The 1,224-nt window shown below is 70.3% G+C and carries 1 protein-coding gene and 1 pseudogene; both read right to left on the bottom strand.

Annotated elements, in window-relative coordinates:
- Positions 1 to 111 precede the first annotated feature (111 nt).
- A complete protein-coding gene (locus tag JYJ84_RS37055; RefSeq protein ID WP_122946321.1) occupies positions 112 to 906 on the bottom strand; it encodes an ABC transporter ATP-binding protein in 795 nt (264 codons plus the stop codon).
- Position 907: 1 nt separating this feature from the next.
- Positions 908 to 1,224, bottom strand: a pseudogene (locus tag JYJ84_RS37060) (ABC transporter permease); the annotation flags it as partial.

Consider the following 1,224-nt stretch of genomic DNA (forward strand, 5'->3'; position numbering starts at 1 on the left):
CCCCCGACAGATGACTAAACCACCCTCCCCCCACCACCCCCCGCCGGCCGCCGGGCCGGCCGACCGGCACGATGCGCACCCTGCACACCGCGCCGGCCCGCCTGTCGCCCGTCAGCCGAGCAGCAACGCGTCGTCGTCGAGCTGCTCGTGGCGCACCTTCTCGAACATCTGCAGCAGGTCCGGCACGTCGAGCCCCTTGCGCGCGTCGCCCGACACGTCGAGCACGACCTGCCCCTGGTGCAGCATCACCGTGCGGTCGCCGTAGTCGAGCGCCTGCCGCATGCTGTGCGTGACCATCATCGTCGTCAGCTTGCTCTCGGCGACGATGCGCGCGGTCAGTTCCAGCACGAACGCGGCCGTCTTCGGGTCGAGCGCGGCCGTATGCTCGTCGAGCAGCAGGATCCGCGACGGCCGCAGCGACGCCATCAACAGGCTCACCGCCTGCCGCTGGCCGCCCGACAGCAGCCCGATCCGGTCGGTCAGCCGGTTCTCGAGGCCGAGGTTCAGGAGCCGCAGCTTGTCGCGGAACAGTTCGCGCGACGGCCGGTCGAGCGCCCCCCGGAAGCCGCGCCGTGCGCCGCGCGCCATCGCGAGCGCCATGTTCTCCTCGATCGTCAGCGCCTCGCAGGTGCCGGCCATCGGATCCTGGAACACGCGCGCGACGAGGTGCGCGCGGTCCCACGCGGCCTTGCGCGTGACGTCCGTGCCATCGATCGAGATGCGCCCCGCATCGACGGCCTGGTCGCCGCTGACCGCATTGAGGAAGGTCGACTTGCCGGCGCCGTTCGAACCGATCACCGCGACGAACTGGCCGTCGGGAATCTCGAGCGACAGCCCGCGCAGCGCGCGCGTCTCGATCGGCGTGCCGGGGTTGAACGTGAGTTTCAGGTCTTGTGCGGACAGCATGTCAGGCCCCTCCGTTCTTGCGCGCGAACAGCTTCTTGCGCGTCGCCGGCAGCACCAGCGCGATCGTGACGAGCGCGGCCGTCACGAGGTTCAGATCCTGCGCCTTCAGCCCGATGAACTCGCTGTTGAGCGCAAGCGCGATGAAGAAGCGGTAGACGATCGCGCCGAGCACGACGGCGAGCGTCGTCAGCACGAGCCGGCGCGCCGGCAGCAGCGTCTCGCCGATGATCACGGCAGCCAGCCCGATCACGATCGTGCCGATCCCCATCGAGATGTCCGCGCCGCCTTGCGTCTGCGCGAACAGCGCACCGGCGAGCG

Source organism: Burkholderia sp. LMG 13014 (genome assembly GCF_905232215.1).
Taxonomy (GTDB): Bacteria; Pseudomonadota; Gammaproteobacteria; order Burkholderiales; family Burkholderiaceae; genus Burkholderia.

Excerpts from the sequence above, each read along its gene's own strand:
- JYJ84_RS37055 (WP_122946321.1), bottom strand. The coding sequence starts at position 906 with ATGCTGTCCGCACAAGACCTGAAACTCACGTTCAACCCCGGCACGCCG.